Source organism: Micromonospora sp. WMMD1128 (assembly GCF_027497235.1).
Taxonomy (GTDB): Bacteria; Actinomycetota; Actinomycetes; order Mycobacteriales; family Micromonosporaceae; genus Micromonospora.
Map to the genome: position 1 here is coordinate 1,553,468 of NZ_CP114902.1, position 15,942 is coordinate 1,569,409.

Sequence of the window (15,942 nt, forward strand, 5' to 3'; positions counted from 1 at the left end):
GGGGCACGGCCCGCGCGGCGTCCGGGGGCACGTCACAACTCGGCGAGCGAGCCCTCGTACATCTTGTCGATCTCGCCGGCGAAGTTGGTCTCGACGCTGCGGCGCTTGATCTTCAGTGACGGGGTGACCTCGCCGTCGGCGATGGTGAGGTCACGGGGGAGGATCGTCACCTTCTTGATCGTCTCCCAGCGGTTGAGCTTGGCGTTCAGCTCGGCCACGTAGCCCTCGACCATCGCCTGCGCCTCCGGCGAGGTGACGATCGTGGTGTAGTCCCGCCCCTCCAGCGGCGTGCCGGCGGCCCAGGCCCGGATCGCGTCCGGGTCCAGGGTGACCAGCATCGTGCAGTAGTTGCGGGCCTGCCCGATCACCACCGCCTGCGAGGTGTACGGGCAGACCGCCTTGAACACGCCCTCGATGTGCGACGGCGCGACGTACTTGCCGCCGGACGTCTTGACCAGGTCCTTCTTCCGGTCGGTGATGCGCAGGTAGCCGTCGTCGTCGAGCGTGCCGATGTCGCCGGTGCGGAAGAAACCGTCCTCGGTGAACGCCTCGGCGGTCTCCTCGGGCAGGTTGTGGTAGCCGCGCATGACCGGACGGCCGCGGAGCAGGACCTCGCCGTCGGTGTCGATCCGGCACTCCAGGTCGCCCATGGCACGACCGACGCTGCCGATCTTGAGCCCGTCGGGCGGGTTGACGAACGCGCCGGCACTGGTCTCGGTCAGGCCGTACCCCTCCGAGATGGGCAGGTTCGCGGCGGCGAAGAAGGTGGCGATCTCCGCGCTCAGCGGCGCCGCGCCGGAGACCAGCACCCGCATCCGGCCACCGAGCCGGGCCTGGAGCTTGCTGAACACAAGCTTCTCGGCCAGCCCGTACTTCAGACGCAGCCCGGCCGGGACCGGCTTGCCGGCCTGCTCCAGCGCGACCTTTTCCTTGCCGACCGCGACCCCCCAGGCGAAGATCTTCGCCTTCGCGCCGCCGGCGCCCTGCGCCGTGGTCACCGCCTTGTTGTAGACCTTCTCGAAGACCCGGGGCGCGCCGCACATCAACGTCGGCCGGACCACGGCGAGCAGCTCGACCAGCTTGTCCACCCGGCCGTCGACGTAGGTGGGCAGCCCGACGTGGGTGGCGCCGCAGAGCAGCGTCTTGCCGAACGAGTGGGACAGCGGCAGCCACAGGTACTGCAGGTCGTCGACGCGCAGCAGGCCCAGCTCGGCCTGCGCCACCCCCTCCCAGCACCAGCCGCCGTGCAGCAGCTCCACGCCCTTGGGCCGGCCGGTGGTGCCCGAGGTGTAGATCAGGGTGGCCAGGTGGTCCGGGCCGATGGCGGTGACAAGCGTGTCGATCAGGCCGGGCTCGGCCGCCAGCGCCGCCGCCCCGCGGTCCTCCAACTCGGCCAGGGTGAGCTGGGGGACGCCGGCCGCCGGGTCGGGCGTTCCGTCGAGGAGCACCACGTGGGTCAGCGCCGGCAACTCCGCACCGGCGATCTTCGCCGCCTGGCCCGGGTCCTCCGCGAACAGCACGCGTGAGCCGGAGTCGGCGAGGATGTAGACCGCGTCCGCGGGCTCGGTGGTGGGGTAGACGGTGGTGGTGGCCCCGCCGGCGCACATGATGCCGAAGTCGGCGAGCACCCACTCCAGCCGCGTGTTGGCCAGGATCGCCACCGGGTCCTCAAGGCCCACCCCGAGCCCGTGCAGCCCGGCCGCGATCGCCTTGGCGCGCTGCCCGACCTGCTCCCACGTCAACCAGACCGGGCCCGAACCGTCCGGGGCGGGGTGGGCGAACGCGTGCCGGTCGGGGGAATCCGCCACGCGCTTGAGGAACATGTCCGGTACGGATCGGTACGGTATGTCGAGAGCCATCGTTGGCGCCGCCTTCGGGGTGGAGGGGCGTGACGGGGGTCACGCCGATCTGCGGTTACCGAAGGGTATTGCCTGTACCGGGGCAGCGGCTAGCCCCGGGATCAGGTGTAGCGGGCGGCGGCGCGGGACCAGTCGTACGTGGCCCGGACCCAGTCCCGCCGGGTCGCCAGGAACGCGCGCAGCCCGTCGTCGGCCCCGGCGACGAGTGCCGCGTCCCGTTCCGCGTACGCCGCGAGCGCCGCGTTGAACCGGGCCGCCGCCGCGGCGAGCGCCGCCTCCTCGCCCTGCCCGGTCTCGCCGGCGATCGTGGTGACCAGGTTGTGCGCCGCCGGGGCGCCGCCGCGTTCCTTGGCGTAGGAGAACAGGTCGTTGCACCAGCAGACCAGGTCGGTGGCGAGCGCGTCCAGCACGGCCAGCGCCGGATCGGCCCGATGGGCCGGCCCGGATCGCGCCGGACGGGTCAGGTCGGTCACCGTGAAGCTGGGCCGTACGCCGCCGGTGTGCCGGCGCATCTGCACGTACTCGGCCACCCCGGGCACCCGGTGACGTTCCCGGTTGGCCGCCTCCCAGAGCAGTGCCAGCAGGTATTCACGCAACTGGCTGACCAGGCGCAACAGCAGCGCGGGCCGCTGCGCCTCGCGGGCCCGCCGGCACAGGTCGTGCAGGGCCACGGCGAGCGGATCCCCGCCGGCCGGGCCGGCCGGGGCCGGGTCGCCGAGCCGGTCGAGCACGGTCAGCAACGCCGCCACGGTGGGCGCGAGCCGGACCGGGTCGGTGCCCAGCCCGTCGTCGTCGCAGGCGTCGTCCACCACGAACAGCCAGTTGATCAGGTCGGTGAGCAGGCGCAGGCCGCCGGGGGACGCCTCCGGGCAGGCCCGCCCGGCCAGCTCGGCGGCGTGCGCGCCGGCCAGCCGGCGCTGCCCGGCGGGGTCGTCGACCAGGCCGAGGTCACGGACCCAGCCGGCGCTCTCCGCGGCAACGCCTTCCACGGCGGGGTGCCGCCGTGCCGGAAAGGGCGGCTCGTGCAGCGCCGCGAGCGCGAAGCCACGCATCCATGCCCCCTGTCCGCCGCCCGTGCGGCCGGGTGACGGGCAGGAGCGTACGGCAGAAACGGATCGGTGAGCATCGTTGGAGATGCAATTTTCACGATGGGTCGGTCACCGACCGCACACCCTGGGTCACAGGCCCAGTTCGGCGGTGCGCAGGCGGTGTGCGGCACCGCTCGGACCGTCCACCTGGACCCGGGCCACCCGCTGCCGGCCGGTCAGGAACAGGACGAGTTCCCCCGGCGCGCCCACCAGGCGCAGCCGTTCACCGCCCCGCCCGCCCCGCACCTCGCCGTGCCCGGGCGCCTGCACCAGCACCTCGGCCGGGAAGCGCCGCAGCGCCATCCGGGCCAGCAGGGCGACCCGCTTCCACAGCACCGCCTGCTGCCCGGCCGGGAGGTCGCGTGGACGCCAGCCGGACCGGGCCCGGCGCACGTCCTCGTGGTGGATGAAGAACTCCATGCCGTTCGCCAGCTCGTCGGTGAGCGGGTTGCTCACCGGGCTCCACACCGGCGGGCGGCGGACCCGGGCGACCAGGTCGGCGTACGGGCCGGCGGCGATCCGGCGACGGACCGCCTCGCCGTAACCGCGCAGCGGCGGCAGCAGGAGCCCGCCGGCCGCGTCCGGGCGACGCTCCCGCACCAGCAGGTGCGCCGCCAGGTCACGGGTGGTCCACCCCTCGTTGACCGTCGGCGCGTCCGGTCCCAGTTCCAGCATCAGGTCGGCGAGCGCCTCGCGCTCCGCTCGGGCGTACCGCGGCATGGCCCGATCGTAGGCCCCACCGGGCGGATCGGCGCGCGGTAACCGCGCGGCGGGCGGCGACCGGCCGGTCACCGCCCGCCGCCGTCGGTGGTCCGTGGGAACGTGACGGCGGACATATCCGCGCGGGTCGGCGGCGGTGGCGGCGAGCGGTAAGGATGGGGGAGAAAATTGCGGCTTACGGCGGGGGCGAGCGTGGCGAGCGGGACAAGTCGGGACGTTCTCGGCAGAGGGCTACGGGTGCTCGGCCAGGCGATCCGGGAACAACCCCGGATCTTCGCGGTGGCGGTGAGCGGCAGCGTGCTGTTCGGCCTCCTGGTGATCGCCAGCGCCCGTGTGGTGGGAGCCGTGATCGGCGAGGTGGCCATCCCCGCCGTCCTGCGGGGCGCCGTCGGCACCGGGACCCTCGCCCTGGCCGCGGCGGCCCTGTTCGGCATCAGCGTGCTGCGGGTGGTGGGCATCTTCGGCCGCCGGCTCGGCGCCGGCTACATGCAGTACCGGCTCCAGGCCGCCTACCGCCGCCGGGTCACCCGCCGCTACCTGGACCTGCCGCTGGCCTGGCACCACCGCAACTCCACCGGCACGTTGCTGTCCAACGCCAACTCCGACGTGGAGGCCGCCTGGTATCCGATCGCGCCGCTGCCGTTCGCGGTCGGCACGCTGGTGATGCTTGTCGGCGCGGTGGCCTCGCTCTTCCTCACCGACTGGGCGCTCGCCCTGGTCGGCCTCGCCGTCTTCCCCGCGCTGTTCGCGCTCAACGTGGTCTACTCCCGCCGGATGGCGCCCCGGCAGGCCCGGGCGCAGCGGCTGCGGGCCGAGGTCAGTGGCATCGCCCACGAGAGCTTCGACGGCGCGCTCGTGGTCAAGACCATGGGCCGCGAGTCGCAGGAGACGGCCCGCTTCGCCGCCCGGGCCGGCGAGCTGCGCGACGCGCTCATCGCGGTCGGGAAACTGCGCGGCGTCTTCGACCCGATGCTGGAGACCCTGCCCAGCCTCGGCACGCTTGCCGTGCTGGTGGTCGGCGCGGTCCGACTCCGCCAGGGCGCGATCACGGTGACCGAGCTGGTCAGCGTCGCCTTCCTCTTCACCGTGCTGGCCTTCCCGGTGCGGGCCATCGGCTGGGTGCTGGCCGAACTGCCGCGCAGCGTCGCCGGCTGGGACCGGGTGCGCCGGGTCCTGGACGCCACCGGCGACATGCCGTACGGCACGACGGCCCTCGACCCCACCACCCCCGACCCGGCCACCCTCGCCTTCCGCGACGTCCACTTCTCGTACGAGCCGGCCGAGGCGCACCTGCCCGGCGCCGAGGTGCTCGGCGAGGTGACGTTCACCGTGCCGGCCGGAAAGACGGTCGCCCTGGTCGGCCCGACCGGCGCCGGCAAGTCCACCATCGCGTCGCTTGCTGTACGCCTGGTCGACCCGCGCACCGGCGGCGTCACCCTGGACGGCGTGGACGTACGCGACCTGACCGCCGCCTCGCTCGCCGCCACGGTGGCGCTGGTGGCCCAGGTGCCGTTCGTCTTCGACGACACCGTCCGGGCCAACATCGCGCTCGACCGGGCCGGCATCGGCGACGACGAGGTGTGGGCGGCGCTGCGGCTGGCCGAGGCGGACGGCTTCGTCGCCGCCCTCCCGGACGGCCTGGACACCATGGTCGGCGAGCGGGGCACGTCGCTCTCCGGCGGGCAACGGCAGCGGCTGACGCTGGCCCGGGCGCTCGCCGGCCGGCCCCGGCTGCTGGTGCTCGACGACGCCACAAGCGCCGTCGACCCGCGCGTCGAGGCCGCCATCCTGGCCGGCCTGCGCGCGCCCACAGGTGGGGGCGCGCAGGCGTCGATCCTGGTGGTGGCGTACCGGCGGGCCACCATCGCGCTCGCCGACGAGGTGATCTACGTGGAGCAGGGCCGGGTGGTCGCCCGCGGCACCCACCCCGAGCTGCTGGCCACCGTGCCCGGCTACGCCGACCTGGTCACCGCGTACGAGCAGGCCGAGCAGGAGCGCGAGCAGAACCGGACGTACGACGAGGTCACGCCGGTGGCCTCCGGCCTGGAGATGGAGGTGGACCGGTGACTGTCGCTGCCGAGGCGCGGACCGAGACGACCTGGGGAACGCTGCGGCGAGGGCTCGCGCTCTCGCCGGAGTTGAAGACCGGGCTCGCCGCCACGCTGGCGCTGGCGCTGGTCTACATGGTCGGCCGGGTGGCCGTGCCGGTGGCGGTGCAGCGCGGCATCGACCACGGCATCGTCGGCGGGCTCGACCTGGACGTCATCTCGCGGACCGTGACGATCACCGCCGCCGTGCTGGTGGTCACCACCACCTGCGGCTACCTGATGATGCGCCGGCTCTTCACGGTCAGCGAGACCGCCCTGGCCGGCGTGCGCACCCGCGCGTTCCGGCACGTGCACGACCTGTCCATGCTGCACCAGCAGTCCGAGCGACGGGGGTCGCTGGTCTCCCGGGTCACCAGCGACGTCGACCAGATCACCCAGTTCCTCCAGTGGGGCGGCGTGATCCTCCTCGTCAACCTGGGCCAACTGGTGGTCACCACCGCGGTGATGCTCGCGTACTCCTGGCAGTTGACGCTCGTGGTGCTCGTGGCGTTCGCGCCCGCGGTGCTCATCATCCGGCAGCTCCAGCGGCGGCTCGCCGCCGCGTACGGGCTGGTCCGGCAGCGGACCGGCGCGCTGCTCGGCGCGATCGGCGAGAGCGTGGTGGGCGCGCCGGTGATCCGGGCGTACGGGATCGCCGGGCGCACCGCCCGCCGGCTGGACGTGGCGATCGAGGGGCAGCGGGTGGCCCAGCAGCGGGCGATCCGGATCAGCATCCTGGGCAGCTCGGTCGGTGAGCTGGCCGCCGGCCTCGCGCTGGCCGGCGTGGTGGTGGTCGGGGTGAGCCTCGGCGTCGACCGCACCCTGTCGGTCGGCCAGCTCACCGCGTTCCTGTTCCTGGTCACGCTCTTCATCCAGCCGGTGCAGATCGCCACCGAGGTGCTCAACGAGGCGCAGAACGCGATCGCCGGCTGGCGCCGGGTGCTCGACGTGCTGGACGTCGAACCGGACGTCGCCGACCCGGGCGAGCAGGGCCGGGAGCTGCCCGGCGGTCCGCTCGACGTCCGGTTCGCCGGCGTGACGTACGCCTACCCGGGCGGGCCGCCGGTGCTGCACGACGTGACGCTTGACATCGCGGCGAAGAGTCGGGTGGCCGTGGTGGGCGAGACCGGCAGCGGCAAGACCACGTTCGCCAAGCTGCTCACCCGGCTGATGGATCCGACCGAGGGCGAGGTGCTGCTCTCCGGCGTCGACCTGCGCCAGGTGCGCTTCGACTCGCTGCGCGCCCGGGTGGTGATGGTGCCGCAGGACGGGTTCCTGTTCGACGCCACGGTCGGGGAGAACGTCCGCTTCGCCCGGCCGGAGCTGACCGACGCGCGCCTCGCCGCCGCCTTCACCGAGCTGGGCCTGGCCGACTGGCTGGACGGGTTGCCGGCCGGGCTGGACACCCCGGTCGGGGAGCGGGGCGAGGCGCTCAGCGTCGGCGAGCGGCAGCTCGTGGCGCTGGCCCGCGCGTACGTGGCGGACCCGGACCTGCTGGTGCTGGACGAGGCGACGAGCGCGGTCGACCCGGCCACCGAGGTGCGCCTCCAGCGCACCCTGGACGCGGTAACCCGGGGGCGTACCACGCTCGCCATCGCGCACCGGCTCTCCACCGCGCAGGCGGCCGACGAGGTGATCGTGGTGGACCGGGGCCGGATCGTCCAGCGTGGCCCGCACGAGGAGCTGGTCCGGGACGCCGACTCGGTCTACGCCCTGCTTTACGCCTCCTGGCTGGAGCAGACCCGCTGACCCCGCCGCCGGCCCGTCAGCCGATGGCCAGCGGGCCGGTGAGATAGCGCTGCACGGTCGGGCCGATCGTGGCGGCCAGCGTGTCGTGAGACGCGGACGCGACCGGTTCCAGGCGGATCACGTAGCGCATCATGGCCAGGCCGGCGATCTGGGTGGCGACGAGCGCGCCCCGCAGCGGCGCCTCGGCCGGGTCCAGGTCGAGCTGGTCGAGGACCCGGCGCAGGATCTGGGTGGTCAGGAACTCGCGCAGCAGGCGGCCGGTCCACGTGTTGCTCACCGCGGAACGCAGCAGGGCCACCGCGGCGGCGCCGGCCGGGGAGTCCCACACGGTCAGGAACGTGCGGACCAGCCGCTCGCCGACCTCGCCGGCGCCGCCCGCCAGCACCCGCGGCACCAGCTCGGCCGGGTCGATCGGGATCGCCATGGCGGCCCGGAACAGCTCCTCCTTGGCGCCGAAGTAGTGGTGCACGAGCGCCGGGTCCACGCCTGCGGCGGCGGCGACCGCCCGGATCGGGGTGGCGTCGTAGCCCCGTTCGGCGAACGCGGTCCGGGCCGCCGCGAGGATCGCCTCCCGGGTCTCCGGGTTGCCGGGCCGCCGCCCGGTGCGCTGCCGGCTCGTCCGCCGGGCCGGCTCGTCGGGGCGCGGGCTCATCCGCTGCGCCGGCGCAGCGTCGCGGCGGCAAGCACCAGGGCGACCACCGCCGCTCCGGCCACGATCGCCACGTCGCGCCACATGGTGCCGGTCGGATCGGCGTGCGCGCCGACCTCCTGGAGGGCCTCGACCGCGTACGACAAGGGCAGCACGTCGCTCACCGCCTGGAGCCACCCGGCCATCTGGCCGCGCGGCACGAACAGCCCGCAGAGCAGCAGTTGCGGGGCGACCACCACCGGCATGAACTGCACCGCCTGGAACTCGGTGCGGGCGAACGCCGAGCAGAACAGGCCGAGCGCCACGGCCAGCACCGCGTTCACCCCGGCGATCAGGACGACGAGCCCGGGGCTGCCGACGGTGTCCAGGCCGAACACCAGGTACGCCACGAGCGAGGCGACGGTGGACTGGAGCACCCCGGCCAGGCCGAATGCGATGCCGTAGCCGAAGAGCAGGTCGAGCTTGCCCAGCGGCGTGGTGAGCAGTCGCTCCAGCGTCCCGGTGGTGCGCTCGCGGAGCATGGCGATGCTTGTCACCAGGAACATGATGATGAACGGGAAGAAGCCCAGCATGATCAGCGCGACCCGGTCGAACGTGCTCGGCGCGCCGGGTGGGGTGGGCTGGTCGACGTACATGAAGTAGACGAGCGCGAGCAGCACGGCCGGCACCAGGAGGAGCAGCGCCACGGTGCGCCGGTCGTGCCGGAGCTGGCGCAGGATCCGCCCGGTCGTGGCGGCCAGGATCCGGCCGTTCATGCGGCGTCCTCCTGCTCGGTGTCGCGGATGAGGCGCAGGAACGCCTCCTCCAGGTCGTCCACGCCGGTGGTGGCGCGGACCGCGGCCGGGGTGTCGTCAGCGATCAGCCGGCCCTCGCGGATGAGCAGCAGCCGGTCGCAGCGGGCCGCCTCGTCCATCACGTGACTGGAGACCAGCAGCGTGGTGCCGGCGGCGGCCATGGCGTGGAACCTGGCCCACAGGTCGGCCCGCAACACCGGGTCCTGACCGACCGTGGGTTCGTCGAGGACGACCAGCTCCGGTTCGCCGACCAGGGCGCAGGCGAGCGAGGCGCGGCTGCGCTGGCCGCCGGAGAGCGTGCCGACCAGCTGGTCCGCGGCGGCGGCCAGGCCGACGTCGGTGACCGCGCGGTCGGCCTCGGCGCGGCCCCGGCCCTGGAGCACGGCGAAGTAGCGGGCGTTCTCCCGGACCGTGAGGTCGGCGTAGACGCTCGGCGCCTGCGTCAGGTAGCCCACCCGCTGGCGCAGGTCGGCCGAGCCGGCGTGCCGGCCGAGCACGTCGACCGTGCCGCCGTCGATGGTCTGCACGCCCACCACCGCCCGCATCAGCGTGGTCTTGCCGCTGCCGCTGGGCCCGAGCAACCCGGTGACCGTGCCCCGGGGCACGTCGCAGCTGATGCCGTGCAGCACCCGCCGTCCGCCCCGGTCGACCACCAGGCCACGGACCGACACCGCGTCGTCCATGTCCGCCTCCGACAATTCATCAACCGATGAAATCAACGCTAGATGAATTTCTCCGACCGCGCAATTGTGGTTGACTTCGAGTGGACTCGAACTGGGAACCTGGAGCGGTGGACATCGGTATCCGGGAGCAGAGCGTCAGCGTCGGCGAGGCCGCCGAGCGGGTCGGTCTGACCACCTACACGCTGCGCTGGTACGAGCAGGAGGGGCTGGTCGCCCCGGTCGGGCGGGACTCCGCCGGGCGGCGGCGCTACACCGAGGCGGACGTCAACTGGCTGTTCCTGCTCACCCGGCTACGCCGTACCGGGATGCCGGTGCGCGACATGCGCCGCTACGCCGAACTGGCCCGGCAGGGGGACCGCACGCTCGGCGCGCGGCGCGCGCTGTTCGAGGCGCACCGGGCCCGGGTGCTGGCCCGGATGGCCGAGCTGACGGAAGATCTGACAGTCCTCGACCACAAGATCGACGCGTACCGGCGGGCCGAGGAGGAACTGGGCTGAAGCCGCCCGCAGCGGACACCATGTCCGGCATCGGGCATTGCGCCGAAGATCGGACTTCCGGCACCATTGCCCGGTGGGTCCCGCCGCGTTGCCCGATTCCGGATTCCTCGACGAATGGGCCACCCGCCTCCGCCTGGCCGCCGATCGCCCCGTCGTCGGGATCATGCTGCGGGGCAGTCACGCCCGGCGGGCCGCCACCGAGCACAGCGACGTCGACGTCGACGTGCTCGTCGCGACCGACCACCGTCCCGCCGCCACCACCCGAGCCTGCCCCACCCCGTACGCGGCCCGGCGCGCCTACCTGGCCGACTTCGACGGCCGCCTGGTGCACGTCTCGGTGGCCGCCCGGGACGTGCGTTCCTGGGTACGCCGGCTCGGCCAGCCCGCCGACTGGGCGTTCGGGCTCCCGGTCACCGCGCCCGCCCGACTGCTCTGGGCGGTGCCGGAGTGGCGCCGCCGGATCGACCTGCCGGTGCTCTGCCAGCCCGCCGACGAACCACGCCTGGAGGAGCTGATCGCCACGCTGGGAAAGGTGGCCGGCGCGCACTGGGCCGACGACCCGGTCGGGGTCCGACTCGCCGCCGCCGACCTGGCCCGGCTCTGCCCCTCGGTGCTCCGGCTGGCCAACCCCTCGATCCGGGTGGTGTCCCGCCGGGCGGCCCTGACCGCCGCGCTCGACCTGCCGGTCGCCCCGCCCCACTACCGCGCCGACATGCTGCTCTGCCTCGGGCTGCGCGCCGGCCACCCGGCCGAGGTCGGCGCCGCCGCCGGCCGGCTGGTCACCGGGATCGTCCCGCTCGTCCGCCCGTACACCGGGGAGATCGCCGCGGTGAACGGCGCGGACCTGGCCGAGGCGCTCGCCGACGGGCGGGTGGACCGTTACCTCGGTCAACTGAGCGAGGCGCTGGGCACGGTGCCACCCGTCACCCGGGACACGTCGGCGGTTCCGGCGCCGCGTACGGGAGAATGGTCAACCGTGCCCGCCTCTGACGCGCCGGTGACCGGCGCCCCCGCCCGCCCCGGCGGTGCCCCGGCCCCCGGCCCGGCCCGCCCCTCCCGGCTCGACCCGGCCATCGCCGCCAAGCTCCGGCGCGGGCCGGACGGCCTGGTCGCCGCCGTGGTCCGCGCCCACGACTCCGGTGAGGTGCTGATGGTCGCCTGGATGGACGACGAGGCGCTGCACCGCACACTCACCACCGGCCGGGCCACCTACTGGTCGCGCAGCCGGGCAGAATACTGGGTCAAGGGTGCCACCTCCGGCCACCACCAGTACGTCCGCTCCGTCGCGCTGGACTGCGACGGCGACGCGCTGCTGGTGAGCGTGGAGCAGGTCGGGGCGGCCTGCCACACCGGGCACCGCACCTGCTTCCACACCGACCTGCCGGTCAGCCCGCCGGAGGTGACCGAGTGACCGGTCGTGACCGCCGCCGCCGAGACACCGCGGCCGGCCGATGAGCGTGCCCGACACCGCCACGACCGGCCCGTCCGCCGTCCGCGGCCGGCGCGAGCTGGCGTACGCGGTGCTGCTCTGCCTGGCCGGCGCGGGCCTGGCCGCCTGGGCGGTGACCCGCACCTGGTCGGTGGAGCTGACCACCCGCGGCGCCCTGCCACCGGGGGAGCGGACCCGCACCGGAGCGGAGCTGCTGCCCTGGGTGTCGGCGCTGGCCTACGTCGGGCTGGCCGGCGGCGGCGCGGTGCTGGCGACCCGGGGGCGACTGCGCCGGCTGCTGGGCGCGCTGCTGGCCGCCGTCGGGCTGGCCGTGGCGGTCGGCGGCGGCGTCGGCATCACCGAGTCCGGGGTGAGCCGGCACTGGCCGGCGCTGGTGCTGGCGGGCGGGCTGGCCCTGGCAGTCGGTGGGGTGCTGACCGGGTGGCGCGGCGGCGGATGGCCGGCGATGGGGGCCCGCTACGAGCGGCGGCCGGGGTCGACCGGGCCCGCCGACGCCAACCGGCCTGCGGTCGAGCGGGGCACCCGCGACGCGTGGGACGCGCTGGACCGCGGCGAGGACCCGACGGTCACCTGACCGGCTGGGCCTCGCGCGCGTCGCGGCGCACCCGGGCCGCGGCCCGGGCGGCGGCCAACTCGGCGACCAGCCGTTCCAGCTCGCGGCGCTGCTCGGCGCGGGCCCGGTCGGCGCAGACCGCCTCCCAGGCGTTGCCCCGGGCGGTACGCGTGCGGCCGTCGCCGGCCACGGCGCGTTCGAGCGTGTGCACCACGCCGACGGCGAGCGAGGCGACGGTACGGGAGATGGTGGTCAGTCCGATGTTCTGGTGCGGCCCGTTGGCGCTCATGATTCACCCCGCGCGAGATCGTTGGTGACGGTCGGCAGCCGCCTCGTCGAGTCTGCCCTGCGACGATGCTGCCGGGCTCACGTTTCGTCGCCGTGAAGCACAGGTCAACGGTCCGACGGGGGGAGCGACCTGGGCAGAGGCGGAAGTCCTTGACCTTGGTCACAGCGGGGCGGACGCCGCCATGCGGTCCGGAGCCGGCCATGGTGAGATAGGGCATGTGCGGTGGTCGATGCGTATGGTGGCGCTGCGTGACACCGTGTTCACCACAAGTCGGCCATCATGACACAGCCCATCTGGTGAGGTGCGCCATACCCCCCGGCATGTGTCGCCAGGTGGCGCCCCCTAGCATCGGCCCATGACACCCGGAGAGGGGAGTCCGTTGGTGACTGCTGAGCATGCGCACGCGGAGGGGGACGACGCCGGAGCGGCGCCGTCCGCAGGCGTGCTCGACGAGATCCTGGCCGGCGTGCGCGAGGACGTGGCCCGGCGACAGGAGCAGATCCCGCTGGAGCGGATCCGCGAGCTGGCCGCCGCCGCACCGCCACCACTCGACGCGTACGCGGCGCTGCGCCGACCCGGCGTCGCGGTGATCGCCGAGGTGAAGCGCTCGTCGCCGTCCAAGGGCCGGCTGGCCGAGATCGCCGACCCGGCGGACCTGGCCGGCGACTATGCGGCCGGCGGCGCGCGGGCGATCAGCGTGCTGACCGAGGGCCGTTGGTTCGGCGGGTCGCTCGACGACCTGGCCGCGGTCCGCGCGGCGGTGAACGTGCCGGTGCTGCGCAAGGACTTCGTGGTCTCCAGCTACCAGGTGCACGAGGCCCGCGCGCACGGCGCCGACCTGGTGCTGCTGATCGTCGCCGCGCTGGAGCAGAACGCGCTCGTCGGGCTGCTGGAGCGGATCGAGTCGCTGGGCATGTGCGCGCTCGTCGAGGTGCACACCGAGGAGGAGGCGGACCGGGCCATGGAGGCCGGCGCGCAGGTGATCGGCGTCAACGCCCGTGATCTGCGTACCCTTGAGGTCGACCGCTCGGTGTTCGAGCGGATCGCACCCGGCCTGCCGAGCAGCGTCGTCAAGATCGCCGAGTCGGGCGTGCGCGGGCCGCACGACCTGATCCGGTACGCCTCGGCCGGCGCCGACGCCGTCTTGGTGGGCGAGGGCCTGGTCACCCAGAAGAGCCCCCGCGAGGCCGTCGCGGAGCTGGTGAACGCCGGCAACCACCCGGCCACGCCCCGTCCGGTGCGCTGACCGCGCCGGGTTACCCCGACCGAGAGGACGCCCGCGATGAGCGCCGCAGACGCAGCCGGCCAGCTTCCCGACGCCGCCGGCCACTTCGGCCGGTTCGGCGGCCGGTTCGTCCCCGAGGCGCTCGTCGCCGCGCTCGACGAGCTGGACGCGGCCTACCGGAAGGCGATGGGCGACGAGGAGTTCCTGGCCGAGTTCGACGCCCTGCTGCGCGACTACGCCGGCACCCCCTCCGAGCTGTACGAGGCCCGGCGGCTCTCCGCGCAGCTCGGGGCGCGGATCCTGCTCAAGCGGGAGGACCTCAACCACACCGGCGCCCACAAGGTCCGCAACGTGCTCGGTCAGGCGCTGCTCACCCGGCGGATGGGCAAGCGGCGGGTGATCGCGGAGACCGGCGCCGGCCAGCACGGCGTGGCGACCGCGACCGCCGCCGCCCTGTTCGACCTCGAGTGCGTGGTCTACATGGGTGAGGTGGACACCGAGCGGCAGGCGCTCAACGTCGCCCGGATGCGGATGCTCGGCGCCACCGTCGTCCCGGTCACCGCCGGCTCGCGCACGCTGAAGGACGCGATGAACGAGGCGATGCGCGACTGGGTCGCCAACGTCGACGACACCCACTACCTGATCGGCACCGCCGCCGGTCCGCACCCGTTCCCCGAAATGGTCCGGGACTTCGTCCGCGGCATCGGGGTGGAGGCCCGCCAGCAGTGCCTGGACCTGACCGGCGCGCTGCCGGACGCGGTCGCGGCCTGCGTCGGCGGCGGCTCCAACGCGCTCGGCATCTTCCACGCCTTCATCCCCGACGCCGGGGTGCGGCTCTACGGCTTCGAGGCCGGCGGCGAGGGCGTGACCACCGGCCGGCACGCCGCCAGCATCACCGGCGGCTCGTCGGGTGTGCTGCACGGCACCCGCACGTACGTCCTGCAGAACTCCGACGGGCAGACCATCGAGTCGCACTCGATCTCGGCCGGCCTGGACTACCCGGGCGTCGGGCCGGAGCACGCCTGGCTGCACGACGCCGGCCGGGCCACCTACCTGCCGGTCGACGACGCCGAGGCGATGGCCGCGTTCGAGCTGCTCTGCCGCACCGAGGGCGTGATCCCGGCGATCGAGAGCGCGCACGCGCTCGCCGGCGCCCGCCGGATCGCCCCGGAGCTCGCCGCCGAGCTGGGCCGCGAGCCGGTGATCGTGGTCAACCTCTCCGGCCGGGGCGACAAGGACGTGCACACCGCCGGGGCATACTTCGGCATCCTCGACAAGGAGTGACAGCGTGAGCCGCATCGGGGTCGCCTTCGACAAGGCCCGCGCCGACGGGCGGGCCGTGCTTGTCGGCTGCATGCCGGCCGGCTTCCCGACCGTCGAGGGCAGCATCGCCGCCATGACCGCGATGGTCGAGGCGGGCGTCGACGTCATCGAGGTGGAGATCCCCTACTCCGATCCGGTGATGGACGGCCCGGTCATCCAGAAGGCAAGCGACATCGCGCTCGCCGGCGGCGTACGCACCGCCGACGCGCTGCGCGTGGTCGAGGCGGTCGCCGCCACCGGGGCCCAGGTGGTCACGATGACCTACTGGAACCCGATCGAGCAGTACGGCGTCGACGTGTTCGCCCGGGACATGGCCGCAGCCGGTGGCACCGGACTCATCACGCCGGACCTGATCCCCGACGAGGCCGCCGAGTGGCTCGCCGCCTCCGACGCGCACGGCCTCGACCGGACGTTCCTGGTGTCGCCGTCCTCCACCGACGCGCGGCTGCGGATGACCGTCGAGCACTGCCGCGGCTTCGTCTACGCCACCGCGCTCATGGGCGTCACCGGCGCCCGCGCGCAGACCTCCGAGGCGGCGCCGGTCCTGGTCTCCCGGCTGCGCGAGGTCACCGACCTGCCGGTCGGGGTCGGGCTGGGCGTGGGCACCGGCGCGCAGGCCGCCACCGTAGCCGGCTACGCCGACGCGGTGATCGTGGGTAGCGCGCTGGTCCGGTGCGTGCTCGACGCGCCGGACCAGGCCGCCGGACTGACCGCCCTGCGCAAGCTCAGCGCCGAACTCGCCGAGGGCGTCCGCAACCCCGCTCGCTGACCTCGTCGTCGGTGCCGGCGCGGGCCTTCCGCGCCCCGTGCGTGCCTCCGCGTCTGGCGCTCCTTCCGCACCTGCGTGCCTCCGCGCCTGTGCGTGCCTTCCGCACCTGCGTGCCTCCGCGCCTGTCGCACCTTTCGTACCTTCCGCACCTGGGCGTGCCCCTCCGCGCCGGTCCTCCGCTTGTGCGTGCCTGTGTGTCGGTCCGCC

The 15,942-nt window shown here is 74.2% G+C and carries 15 protein-coding genes and 1 pseudogene; 9 read left to right on the plus strand and 7 right to left on the minus strand.

Annotated features, from left to right (window positions below; all coding sequences use genetic code 11):
* Positions 1–32: 32 nt before the first annotated feature.
* From O7602_RS07505 to O7602_RS07515, 3 genes are all read right to left on the minus strand, one after another.
* The gene (locus O7602_RS07505) at positions 33–1,859 is read right to left on the minus strand and encodes a long-chain fatty acid--CoA ligase (protein ID WP_281587486.1); all 1,827 of its coding nucleotides are present in this window, start codon (positions 1,857–1,859) and stop codon (positions 33–35) included.
* Between the two features lie 101 nt (positions 1,860–1,960).
* Complete coding sequence (locus O7602_RS07510; RefSeq protein WP_281587487.1) at positions 1,961–2,911, minus strand: terpene synthase; 951 nt, start codon at positions 2,909–2,911, stop codon at positions 1,961–1,963.
* Positions 2,912–3,037: 126 nt separating this feature from the next.
* Complete coding sequence (locus O7602_RS07515; RefSeq protein ID WP_281587488.1) at positions 3,038–3,667, minus strand: TIGR03085 family metal-binding protein; 630 nt, start codon at positions 3,665–3,667, stop codon at positions 3,038–3,040.
* Between the two features lie 192 nt (positions 3,668–3,859).
* Here O7602_RS07515 and O7602_RS07520 point away from each other — a divergent pair, with 192 nt between their 5' ends.
* Together O7602_RS07520 and O7602_RS07525 are read left to right on the plus strand one after the other, a co-directional pair.
* The gene (locus O7602_RS07520; RefSeq protein ID WP_281587489.1) at positions 3,860–5,734 is read left to right on the plus strand and encodes an ABC transporter ATP-binding protein; all 1,875 of its coding nucleotides are present in this window, start codon (positions 3,860–3,862) and stop codon (positions 5,732–5,734) included.
* A complete protein-coding gene (locus O7602_RS07525) occupies positions 5,731–7,503 on the plus strand; it encodes an ABC transporter ATP-binding protein (RefSeq protein ID WP_281587490.1) in 1,773 nt (590 codons plus the stop codon). Before O7602_RS07520 ends, O7602_RS07525 begins: the two co-directional genes overlap by 4 nt.
* A 16-nt stretch (positions 7,504–7,519) precedes the next feature.
* On the opposite strand, the gene O7602_RS07530 is transcribed toward O7602_RS07525, so the two are convergent.
* The 3 genes from O7602_RS07530 to O7602_RS07540 are packed head-to-tail and all read right to left on the minus strand — an operon-like array spanning position 7,520 to position 9,629.
* Positions 7,520–8,155, minus strand: coding sequence for a TetR family transcriptional regulator (locus tag O7602_RS07530; RefSeq protein ID WP_281587491.1), 636 nt, complete (start codon positions 8,153–8,155; stop codon positions 7,520–7,522).
* On the minus strand, positions 8,152–8,907 hold the full coding sequence (locus tag O7602_RS07535) for an ABC transporter permease (RefSeq protein ID WP_281587492.1): 756 nt from the start codon (positions 8,905–8,907) through the stop codon (positions 8,152–8,154). Before O7602_RS07535 ends, O7602_RS07530 begins: the two co-directional genes overlap by 4 nt.
* The gene (locus tag O7602_RS07540) at positions 8,904–9,629 is read right to left on the minus strand and encodes an ABC transporter ATP-binding protein (protein ID WP_281587493.1); all 726 of its coding nucleotides are present in this window, start codon (positions 9,627–9,629) and stop codon (positions 8,904–8,906) included. Before O7602_RS07540 ends, O7602_RS07535 begins: the two co-directional genes overlap by 4 nt.
* Before the next feature lie 107 nt (positions 9,630–9,736).
* On the opposite strand from O7602_RS07540, the gene O7602_RS07545 reads away from it, so the two are divergent.
* From O7602_RS07545 to O7602_RS07560, 4 genes and pseudogenes are all read left to right on the plus strand, one after another.
* Positions 9,737–10,126: a MerR family transcriptional regulator gene (locus O7602_RS07545; protein ID WP_281587494.1), complete on the plus strand. Its 390-nt coding sequence runs from the start codon at positions 9,737–9,739 to the stop codon at positions 10,124–10,126.
* Between the two features lie 163 nt (positions 10,127–10,289).
* A pseudogene (locus tag O7602_RS07550) lies at positions 10,290–10,874 on the plus strand (phosphoribosyl-AMP cyclohydrolase); the annotation flags it as partial.
* A 228-nt stretch (positions 10,875–11,102) separates the two neighbouring features.
* Positions 11,103–11,537: a phosphoribosyl-AMP cyclohydrolase gene (gene hisI, locus O7602_RS07555; protein WP_281590192.1), complete on the plus strand. Its 435-nt coding sequence runs from the start codon at positions 11,103–11,105 to the stop codon at positions 11,535–11,537.
* A gap of 40 nt (positions 11,538–11,577) precedes the next feature.
* Positions 11,578–12,150 carry a Trp biosynthesis-associated membrane protein gene (locus tag O7602_RS07560; RefSeq protein WP_281587495.1) on the plus strand — a complete coding sequence of 191 codons (573 nt, stop codon included), beginning with the start codon at positions 11,578–11,580 and terminating at the stop codon, positions 12,148–12,150.
* Here the strand turns inward: O7602_RS07560 and O7602_RS07565 are convergent.
* A complete protein-coding gene (locus O7602_RS07565; RefSeq protein WP_281587496.1) occupies positions 12,143–12,418 on the minus strand; it encodes a hypothetical protein in 276 nt (91 codons plus the stop codon). The two genes, O7602_RS07560 and O7602_RS07565, sit on opposite strands and share 8 nt — an antisense overlap.
* A gap of 442 nt (positions 12,419–12,860) precedes the next feature.
* Here O7602_RS07565 and trpC point away from each other — a divergent pair, with 442 nt between their 5' ends.
* From trpC to trpA, 3 genes are read left to right on the plus strand one after another with little or no spacing between them, the layout of a single operon-like run.
* On the plus strand, positions 12,861–13,664 hold the full coding sequence (gene trpC / locus O7602_RS07570) for an indole-3-glycerol phosphate synthase TrpC (RefSeq protein WP_281590194.1): 804 nt from the start codon (positions 12,861–12,863) through the stop codon (positions 13,662–13,664).
* A gap of 36 nt (positions 13,665–13,700) precedes the next feature.
* The gene (trpB, locus tag O7602_RS07575) at positions 13,701–14,927 is read left to right on the plus strand and encodes a tryptophan synthase subunit beta (RefSeq protein WP_281587497.1); all 1,227 of its coding nucleotides are present in this window, start codon (positions 13,701–13,703) and stop codon (positions 14,925–14,927) included.
* 4 nt (positions 14,928–14,931) lie between these two features.
* Positions 14,932–15,735 carry a tryptophan synthase subunit alpha gene (gene trpA, locus O7602_RS07580; protein WP_281587498.1) on the plus strand — a complete coding sequence of 268 codons (804 nt, stop codon included), beginning with the start codon at positions 14,932–14,934 and terminating at the stop codon, positions 15,733–15,735.
* Positions 15,736–15,942 lie beyond the last annotated feature (207 nt).